The following is a 10,070-nucleotide window of genomic DNA, read 5'->3' on the forward strand; positions in this document are numbered from 1 at the left end:
ATGTTCAACTGGATTGTTCGCGCGAGCCTCGGCAACCGGCTGCTGGTGCTGGCCCTGGCTGCCATCCTGATGGTGTACGGCGCCCTCACGGCCTGGCGCACCCCCGTGGACGTGTTTCCTGATCTCAACAAACCACTTGTCACGGTGATCACGGAAGCTGGCGGTATGGCTCCCCAGGAAGTGGAACTGCTCGCATCGTTCCCCATCGAGACGGCGCTGAATGGCATGCCGGGCGTGACCCGCGTGCGGTCCGTTTCGGGCGTTGGCCTGTCCATCGTCTACGCCGAGTTTGACTGGGGCAGCGACATCTACCGCAACCGGCAACTGGTATCCGAGCGGCTCGCACTGGTCAGGGAACAACTTCCCGGCGGACTGACGCCGATCCTCGGCCCCGTATCGTCGATCATGGGCGAGATCATGCTGGTCGCGTTGCCCATCGATCCCGAAATGGCCAGCCCCATGGCCGCTCGCGAATATGCGGACTTCGTACTCCGGCCGCGCCTGCTGTCGGTACCAGGCGTTTCGCAGGTCATTCCGATCGGCGGCGAGGTCCGCCAACTGCGGGTGGAACCCGATACGGCACGCATGGCGCAGTTCGGGGTCACGCTGGAGCAGGTGACGCGCGCCTTGCGCGACTTCGCTGCGAACACGAGCGGTGGCTTTATCGATCTCAACGGACGCGAGTACCTGATCCGCAACTTGGGTCGCACCAGACAGCTTGAAGATCTCCGTGGCCTCGCCGTCTCATATCGGGACAGCGCGCCCGTGCTGCTTGAGCAGATTGCGGATGTCCGCCATGCCGCAGCGGTAAAACGCGGAGATGCTGGCTTCAACGGACAGCCCGCAGTGATCGTCAGCGTGCAGAAGCAGCCGGCCGCCGACACCGTCAAACTGTCGCACGATCTCGAACAGGCCCTTGCCGAGTTGAAGCAAGGGATGCCTGCCGGCCTTGCCGCGCCGCGGATCCTGTTCCGTCAGGCGGACTTCATCGAAGCCTCCATCGGCAACGTCATGGAGGCGCTGCGGGATGGCGCGATCATGGTGGCGATCGTCCTGTTTGCGTTCCTGCTGAGCGCGCGCACCACCGCCATTTCGCTGATCGCCATCCCCTTGTCCCTCGCCGTTACGGCGCTGGCATTCCATCTGCTCGGTCAATCCATCAACGTGATGACGCTGGGTGGGCTGGCCATCGCAATCGGAGAACTGGTCGATGACGCCGTGGTGGATGTGGAGAACATCCTGCGGCGGCTGAAACAACGGCGTGCCATGGACGCCCCGCCTCCGGCACTGGACGTCATCTGGCACGCATCCGTCGAGGTGCGTTCGGGCATCGTCTACGCCACGCTGGTCGTGGTGCTGGTCTTCGTCCCCCTGTTTGCGCTGCCGGGCATTGAAGGCCGGCTGTTTGCGCCGCTGGGCATCGCCTACATCGTATCGATCCTTGCATCGATGCTGGTGTCGATGACGGTAACGCCTGTGCTGTCGTACTACCTGCTCCCGGGCATGAAGCGCCTCGACCATCCGGACAGCCCACTTGTGCGCTGGCTCAAGAAGGTGGAGACCCGCGTGCTGGAATGGTCGTTTCCGCGCGCCCGTCGCGTGCTGGCAGTTGCCGTGGCCCTGGTGCTGGTGGCTGCCGCCACCGTTCCGTTCATGCCCCGAGCATTTCTGCCCGCGTTCAACGAAGGCTCGCTTGTCATGTCGCTGATGCTCAACCCCGGGACATCGCTTGCCGAGTCCAACCGGATCGGGGCGCTGGCCGAATCCCTGATCCGGCAGGTGCCGGAAGTCGTTCAGGTGGGTCGCCGTACCGGACGCGCGGAACTGGACGAGCATGCGGAAGGTGTGCATTCCTCTGAAGTCGATATTGACCTGCATCGCTCAGGCCGTAGTCGCGAAGCGGTCATGGCAGCGATCCGCGCGCAGCTTGCGACGCTGCCGGCGTCGGTGGCCATCGGCCAGCCCATTTCCCATCGACTCGACCACCTCCTGTCTGGCGTGCGTGCCCAGATCGCCCTGAAGATCTACGGCGACGACCTCGATACCCTCCGCGGCCTGGCGGAGAACCTGCGCGGCAAGCTGGCGGGCGTCCCCGGCCTGGTCGACATCTCCGTGGAGAAGCAGGTCTTGATTCCGCAGGTTAACGTGAGGCTCGATTACCGCAAGGCCGCGCAATATGGCGTTACCCCCGGCGACGCGCTCTCGGCCCTGCAAACGCTTGCCGACGGGACGCGCATCTCGCAAGTCATCGATGGCGTCAAGCGCTTTGATCTTGTGGTGCGCCTGCCCGATGCAAGTCGTACCCCGCAGGACCTTGCACGCATCATGATCCAGTCCCCGCGTGGGGCAATTCCGCTGTCAGCCATCGCCACCGTGGAGGAGTCCGACGGTCCCAACCAGGTGGGTCGCGAGAACAGCCGGCGCCGCATTGTCGTCTATGCGAACACCGATGGTTCCGACATGTCCCGCGTCATCGCAGGTGTGCGGGGTGCCATTGCCAGCACCGGACTACCCGGCGGGTACTTCGCCAGTATCGAAGGTCAGTTCCAGGCCCAGGAACAGGCCACCCGGCTGATCGTCCTGCTGGCAATGGGGTCGCTGGTGATGATTTATCTTGTGCTGTTCTCCCGGTATCGTTCTCATCGGCTGACACTGGCCATCATGACCAACATTCCTTTCGCGCTGATTGGCAGCGTTGTGGCGATGTGGCTCGGCGGGCTGACGCTATCGGTCGCATCGATGGTCGGATTTATCACGCTGACGGGCATTGCCACGCGCAACGGCATCCTGAAGGTCAGCCACTACATCAACCTGTGCCGGCTCGAGGGCGAGCAGTTCGGCGTGCCGATGCTGGTACGCGGATCGCTGGAGCGGCTGACCCCCGTGCTGATGACGGCGCTGGTCGCCGCGTTTGCCCTCGTCCCGCTACTGATCTCCGCCGATGCGCCTGGGAAAGAAATCCTTCACCCCGTGGCAGTGGTGATTTTCGGTGGCCTGCTCAGTTCTACTGTGCTGGACGCCGTACTGACACCGCTCGTGGTCTGGCTGTTTGGGCGCGAACCGATCGAACGCATGGTCCGTGAAGCGGGCCAGGACGCTTACTGAACGACGGGCTTTGTGGCGACGCCCTTCAAGTCGCCCGTGTCCTTGGAGAAACACATGAAAAAACTCGTAGCGATTGGCTGGGCCGTCTTCACCCTTGGCGCCACCGGACTCGTTCACGCACATGACGCCAAGCCAGCGCAGTATGGCGGCGCGGTCCAGACAGCCAGCGACCTGCAATTCGAACTGGTCAACAAGGATGGCAAACCGGCTCTTTACGTCGACGACCATGACACCAAGAAATCTGTCGGTGGCGCAAAAGGCAAGCTGACTGTGCTGTCGGGCACGACGAAAACAGAAACCGCGCTGACGCCTGGGTCCGGCAACGTCCTGGTCGCTAACGACCCCGTCCCGCTTCCTCCGGGCGCCAAGGCCGTGGCAACCGTGACATTCGCCGACGGAAAGACCGTCACGGTGCGCTTCGCCATCAAATAGGAGGAGCCGGCAGCCGTCATTTATGTGGAGCAATATCCACCTTTTACGCCGGTTCACGCCTGCCCTGTAGAGATCTCTACAGCATTGAAGCAGAACCTACGACCCACTATGCTGGGCGCATGACTTCTCTTCAATTCGCTTCTCCCTGGGTGGTGCTGGTTGTCAGCCTGCCCACATCGGCCGCCACCGCCCGCATGCGGTTCTGGCGCGGCATCAAGGCATTCGGTGCGGCGGCATTACGTGACGGCGTCTATTTGCTGCCCGACATCGCAGGCTTGCGAGAACCGTTGCTGGCCCTGGCCACAGACGCGGCCAGCGAGGACGGCAAGGTCTGGACGCTTTCCGTCCAGGCCACCGACACACAGCAAGATGCCGAGTACCGCGCGTTGTTCGATCGCACTCCCGAATACGCAGACTGGATGGCAGAACTCTCCAGTGCTCGGGCGACGTTGGCGGAGACGGACGAAGCAGACCTCCTACGCATGGCGCGCCGGTACGGTCGCGCATACGATGCGATCCGCAGGATTGATTACTTCCCGAATGAAGCCTCGGTCCGTGCCGAAGCACAGTGGCGCGATTTCAATGCAGCCATCGACATCATGCTTTCGCCAGGCGAACCGCAGGGCATGGCGGGCGGGATTCCGAGGCGCGACCCCACCCAATACCAGGGGCGACGCTGGGCAACACGACAGCACCTCTGGGTGGACCGTGTTGCCTGTGCCTGGCTGATCCGGCGCTTTATCGACCCCCACGCCTCCTTCCTCTGGCTGGAGGACATTCGCCAATGCCCAGGGGAAGCATTGGGGTTCGACTTCGATGGCGCGACGTTCACGCATGTCGGCAACCGCGTTTCCTTCGAGGTGTTGCTCGCCAGCTTCGGGCTGGATGAGAACAAGGGACTGGCGCGTCTCGGCCAGATGGTTCACGTGCTCGACATCGGCGGCACGCCCGTTGCGGAGGCCCGTGGTTTCGAAGCGGTACTGGCGGGCGCACGCGAACGCCTGCCAAATGACGATGCGCTGCTGGAGGAGGTCGGGACCGTCCTCGACTCGCTTTACACGCACTTTTCCAGCGCGCGCAAACGCTAGGTCGTTGCCTGTTCCCAAGTTTCCGAACGTCTCTCCACGCAAGACAAGATGAACTCGCCCCAGCCACCCGCCTCCGCCTCCGCCTCTCCTGCACACGAACGCCCCTGTTACACGCTACGGCAACTGGTGATGTACTTCCTGCGGCTGGGCACCCTGGGATTTGGCGGTCCGGTAGCGCTTGCCGGCTATATGCACCGGGATCTCGTCGATGCGCGGCAGTGGATTACCGATGCCGACTACAAGGAGGGGCTTGCCCTCGCGCAGTTGGCGCCGGGCCCGCTCGCCGCCCAGCTCGCGATCTACCTCGGATACGTGCACTACCGCATCCTCGGTGCCACACTCGTCGGCGTCGCCTTTGTACTGCCATCATTCCTGATGGTGCTGGCGCTCGGCTGGGCCTATGTGCGCTTCGGCGGTCTGACCTGGATGCAGTCGGTGTTCTACGGCGTGGGCGCGGCGGTGATCGGCATCATCGCGATCAGCGCCTACAGGCTCACCAGGAAGAACGTAGGCAAAGACAAGCTGCTGTGGGTCATCTATCTGGTGCTCGTGGCCGTCACGGTGATCACCGAATCGGAGGTAGCGTGGCTGTTCCTCGCGGCCGGGGTGCTGGTCTGGTTCTGGCGTGCGCCACCCAAGTGGCTGCGGCAAGGCAGGCTGAACGCGATGGAGGCAACCCCATTGACGGCGGCAAGCGGCGTGCTGAGTACCGTGGACTGGCCGCTGCTCTCGCAAATCGGTCTGTTCTTTGCCAAGGCCGGAGCATTTGTCTTCGGCTCAGGGCTTGCCATCGTGCCCTTCCTGTATGGCGGCGTGGTGACTGAACACCACTGGCTGAACGACAAGCAGTTTGTCGATGCCGTAGCGGTAGCCATGATTACGCCCGGCCCGGTTGTCATTACCGTCGGCTTTATCGGCTACCTTGTGGCTGGGCTGCCCGGTGCCTGTGTGGCAGCGGCAGCCACGTTCCTGCCTTGCTACCTGTTCACCATCCTGCCGGCGCCCTATTTCAAGAAGTACGGGAAGTTGCCCGCGATTCTGGCGTTCGTCGATGGCGTCACCGCGGCGGCCATCGGCGCCATCACCGGCGCGGTGATCGTCCTGGCCAAGCGCTCGATCGTCGATATCCCGACCGCGCTGCTAGCGCTCGTTACCGTCGCGTTGCTGCTCAAGTTCAAGAAGCTGTCTGAACCAATGATCGTCGCGGGTGCGGCCTTGATTGGGCTGGTGGCCTATCCGTTGCTGCATCACTGAGTGCTGCGGCGCAACGCATGAATCGATCGGCTACGACCTGGCCACACAGGCCGCCTTCCGGCGCGTTGGCACCCTGAACTGATGGGAATACGGCGTTGCATATCGCCGTGAGCACCGCACGTCACGGCGCTTGTGGTACGCAGTGACCAGCGACCTTTTGACGCACCGCAAAAACTCCTGCAGGACGGCTTGATCCGTATTAAACTTTCACAAATTCTTGAAAGTTCGAAACGTTCATGCAGCTCTCGCCCCTGATCCAGCGCTTTGTCCTTCACTTTGGTGAGATGGGCAGCCGCTGGGGTATTAACCGGACGGTCGGTCAGATTTACGCTCTGCTCTTCACCGCCTCGCGCCCCCTGAATGCCGACGAAATCGCCGAATCGCTCGGTTTCTCGCGCTCCAACGTCAGTATCGGCCTCAAGGAGCTGGAATCCTGGAGTCTGGTGAAGCTCTCCCACCAGCCAGGGGACCGCCGCGAGTACTTTTCCGCGCCCGATGACGTCTGGGCGATTTTCCGCACGCTGGCCGAGGAGCGCCGGCGCCGCGAGATCGATCCCACGCTGTCCATGCTGCGCGAGGTCCAGCTGGAGGCCGCCACCTCCCCGGAAGACCGCCACGCCCAGGCGCGCATGAAGGAGATGTATGGCCTGATCCTGCTTGTCACCACCTGGTTTGGGGACATGCAGCGGCTCGACGTCGCCACGCTGGAAAAGCTCATGCGGCTCGGCTCCCGCGTGACCAAGCTGCTCGACGTCAAGGACCGTTTCGCCAGTGCCATCGGCATGGGCGGCGACAAATCCACCGACGCCGCCCCCAAGAAAGCCCCCAAGACCCCCGCAAAGTCCTCCCGCCCCCGCAAGGAGTAACCCGTGTTTGCCAGTCTCGACCCCGTGGTGCTGGCGCGCATCCAGTTTGCCGCCAATATCACCTTCCACATCCTTTTCCCCACGATCAGCATCTCGCTGGGCTGGGTGCTGCTGTTCTTCAAGCTGCGCTACGGCAAGACCGGCGATGAAAGCTGGATGGCCGCCTACCGGGTCTGGGTCAAGATCTTCGCCCTGACCTTCGCGCTCGGCGTGGTCAGCGGCATCACCATGAGCTTCCAGTTCGGCACCAACTGGCCTGGCTACATGGAGACCGTCGGCAACATCGCCGGCCCGCTGCTGGCCTACGAGGTACTGACCGCCTTCTTCCTGGAAGCCACCTTCCTCGGCATCATGCTGTTCGGCATGCGGCGCGTCAGCAACCGCACGCACACCATCGCCACGCTGCTGGTGGCGGGCGGCACCACGCTCTCGGCGTTCTGGATCCTCGCGCTGAATTCGTGGATGCAGACCCCGGCCGGCTTCGAGATGATCGACGGCCGCGCCCACGTGACAAGCTGGCTCGAAGTCATCTTCAACCCGTCGTTCCCCTACCGCCTGACGCACATGCTGCTGGCGTCCGGGCTGACCGTGGCCTTCCTGCTGGCCGGCGTCTCGGCCTACCGCTGGCTGCGCGGCGACCGTGGGCGCGATGTCATCCATTCGATGCGGACCGGCGTGGTGCTCGCGGCGATCCTGATTCCGCTGCAGATCGTGGCGGGCGACCTCCACGGCCTGAACACGCTCCACCACCAGCCGGCCAAGATCGCCGCGATGGAGGGCATCTGGAAGACGGAGAAAGGCGCGCCGGCCGTGCTGTTCGGCATTCCCAACGCCCGCACGCAGACCAACGACTTCGAGATCGCCATCCCCAAGCTGGCCTCGCTCTACCTCGCCCATGACCTCGATGGCGAGATCCGGGGTATCGACGCCTTCCCGGACCGCCATCCCCCCGTGGCCCCGCTGTTCTTCGCCTTCCGCATCATGGTCGGCGTGGGGCTGCTGATGCTGGCCGTGTCGTGGATTGGCGCCTGGCAGTTCCGCCAGCGCGGCGAGCCCGCGCCGTGGATGGCCCGCGCGCTGGTGGCCATGACCTTCTCCGGCTGGGTGGCGCTCGTCGCCGGCTGGTACGTGACCGAGATAGGCCGCCAGCCGTACCTGGTCTACGGCGTGCTGACCACGGCGCAGGCCGCCTCCAAGGTACCCGCCGCGATGATCGGCAGCACGCTGGCGATGTACCTGACGCTCTACCTGGCGCTGATCGTGGCCTATATCTCCGTGGTGTTCCACCTCGCCCGCAAGGCCGGCACCCCGGCCGAGGATGCCCCCGAGGCGCCCGCCGCCGTCCAGACCCCGCAACCCGTCCTTCCCGGCCAACCCAGGAGCAAGTCATGAACCCGGCTACCCTTCCCGACCTGACCCAGCCGGCCGGCTGGATGCCGCTGGTCTTCCTGGCCCTGATGGGGCTGGCCATGCTGATCTACGTGATCCTGGACGGCTACGACCTTGGCGTGGGCGTGCTGCTGCGCCGGGCCGACGATGCGGACAAGGACCGCATGATCGCCTCCATCGGCCCGTTCTGGGATGCCAACGAAACCTGGCTGGTGCTCGGCGTGGGCCTGCTGCTGACCGCCTTCCCGCTCGCGCACGGTGCCATCCTGACGCACCTCTACCTGCCCGTGGCGCTGATGCTGGCGGGGCTGATCATCCGCGGCGTGGCGTTCGATTTCCGCGTCAAGGCGCGCGATCCGCACAAGCCGTGGTGGAACTTCGCGTTCTACGCGGGCTCGCTGCTGGCCAGCTTCTCGCAGGGGCTGATGCTCGGCCTCTATATCACCGGCTTCCGCTACGACCTGCCGAACCTGCTGTTCGCCGTGGCCGTGGGGCTGTGCCTGGTGGCCGGCTACTGCCTGCTCGGCGCGAGCTGGCTGATCATGAAGACCACCGGCAGCCTGCAGCTGCGCGCCATCTACTGGGCGCGGCGCAGCCTGTGGCTGACGGCGCTGGGGGTGGCGGCCATCTCGGTGGTCACGCCGCTGGTGAGCCCGCGGATCTTCGAAAAATGGTTCTCGCTGCCCAACATCATCCTGCTGGCGCCGATTCCGCTGATCACCATGGCCGTCTTCGTGGTAGTGGAGCGCCTGCTGCGCAAGATGCGCGACCTGCATGCGCGCGGCAACGACCGCTGGTGCTGGGTGCCGTTCGCGGGCACGGCGGTGATCTTCCTGATGGCGTTCAACGGCCTGGCCTACAGCCTGTTCCCCTACCTCGTGGTGGACCAGATCGACATCTGGCAGGCAGCCAGCGCACCGGAATCGCTGGCGGTGATCCTGATCGGCGCGGCGGTGGTACTGCCCACCATCCTGGGTTACACGGTCTATGCGTACCGTGTATTCTGGGGCAAGGCCACGGACCTGCATTACTACTGATCCACCGACCCCCACCCATTGACCCGTGGCCCCGGGCGCCAGGGAGGCGCCCCAGCGGCATGTCCTCTCGCGTCCCCGGCCCCCCCACGGAATCCGCCAACCCGCCCCTGCTGACGCGTCTGCGCAGCCACGCCGGCGCGCAGGTGCGCGCGCTCACGCGCAGCAACTCCGGCCTGTCGATCGACTACGACAACCCGCCGGGCGACCCCGGCCTGTTCGGGCCCGATGCGGTCTGCTGGCGCGTGCATGGCGATTTCCCGGCGATGCTGGCCGGCGGCGTCAGCGCGCTGCTGCTCCAGGCGCTGCACCCACTGGCGCTGGCCGGGGTGTGGGACCACTCGACCTTCCGCACCGACATGCAGGGCCGGCTCGGCCGCACCGCGCAGTTCATCGCCGGCACTACCTACGGCAGCCGCGCCGACGCCATGCGGCTGATCGAGCGCGTGCGCCGCATCCACGCCAATATCAGCGGCCTGGCGCCGGACGGCCAGCCCTACGCCGCCGACGACCCCGCCCTGCTGACCTGGGTGCATGTGGCCGAAGTGTCGAGTTTCCTGGCGGGATACCTGCGCTATGTCGGCCCGCTATCGGCCGCCGACCAGGACCGGTATTACGCCGAGGAGGCCACCGTGGCCGCCCTGCTGGGCGCGCCCGACGTGCCAGGATCGCGCGCCGAGGTACACGCCTACCTGGAAGCCCAGCGCCCCTGTCTGGTTAACAGTGAACGCACGCGCGAAGTGGTGCGATTGGTGATGGCGATGCCGGTGGCCAACCCGCTGCTGGTGCCGGCGGTGCGGACCATGGCCGATGCCGGCGTGGCGCTGCTGCCGCCCTGGGCGCGCGAGGCGCTCGGGCTGCACCGGCGCTCGATGCGCCGGACCCTGGCCGTGCCGGCGATG

Annotated in this window: 8 protein-coding genes; all 8 read left to right on the forward strand. The window is 64.9% G+C overall.

The window, feature by feature from the left end; all coding sequences use genetic code 11:
• Positions 1 to 3,105, forward strand: coding sequence for an efflux RND transporter permease subunit (locus tag KHO18_RS08525; protein ID WP_144198801.1), 3,105 nt, complete (start codon positions 1 to 3; stop codon positions 3,103 to 3,105).
• Positions 3,106 to 3,159: 54 nt separating this feature from the next.
• A complete protein-coding gene (locus KHO18_RS08530; RefSeq protein ID WP_144198803.1) occupies positions 3,160 to 3,537 on the forward strand; it encodes a hypothetical protein in 378 nt (125 codons plus the stop codon).
• 119 nt (positions 3,538 to 3,656) lie between these two features.
• Positions 3,657 to 4,625 (forward strand): chromate resistance protein ChrB domain-containing protein, encoded by a 969-nt coding sequence (locus KHO18_RS08535; RefSeq protein ID WP_144198805.1) that lies wholly within the window; start codon positions 3,657 to 3,659, stop codon positions 4,623 to 4,625.
• A gap of 48 nt (positions 4,626 to 4,673) precedes the next feature.
• Complete coding sequence (locus KHO18_RS08540; RefSeq protein WP_144198807.1) at positions 4,674 to 5,879, forward strand: chromate transporter; 1,206 nt, start codon at positions 4,674 to 4,676, stop codon at positions 5,877 to 5,879.
• A 236-nt stretch (positions 5,880 to 6,115) separates the two neighbouring features.
• The gene (locus tag KHO18_RS08545) at positions 6,116 to 6,745 is read left to right on the forward strand and encodes a GbsR/MarR family transcriptional regulator (RefSeq protein ID WP_144198809.1); all 630 of its coding nucleotides are present in this window, start codon (positions 6,116 to 6,118) and stop codon (positions 6,743 to 6,745) included.
• Between the two features lie 3 nt (positions 6,746 to 6,748).
• On the forward strand, positions 6,749 to 8,137 hold the full coding sequence (locus KHO18_RS08550; protein WP_144198811.1) for a cytochrome ubiquinol oxidase subunit I: 1,389 nt from the start codon (positions 6,749 to 6,751) through the stop codon (positions 8,135 to 8,137).
• Positions 8,134 to 9,171, forward strand: a complete 1,038-nt coding sequence (locus KHO18_RS08555) for a cytochrome d ubiquinol oxidase subunit II (RefSeq protein WP_144198813.1) — start codon at positions 8,134 to 8,136, stop codon at positions 9,169 to 9,171. Before KHO18_RS08550 ends, KHO18_RS08555 begins: the two co-directional genes overlap by 4 nt.
• Positions 9,172 to 9,230: 59 nt before the next feature.
• Positions 9,231 to 10,070 (forward strand): oxygenase MpaB family protein (locus KHO18_RS08560; RefSeq protein WP_211943001.1); only part of this gene is annotated, 840 nt, incomplete at its 3' end.

Source organism: Cupriavidus campinensis (assembly GCF_905397395.1).
GTDB classification, from domain to species: Bacteria; Pseudomonadota; Gammaproteobacteria; order Burkholderiales; family Burkholderiaceae; genus Cupriavidus; species Cupriavidus campinensis.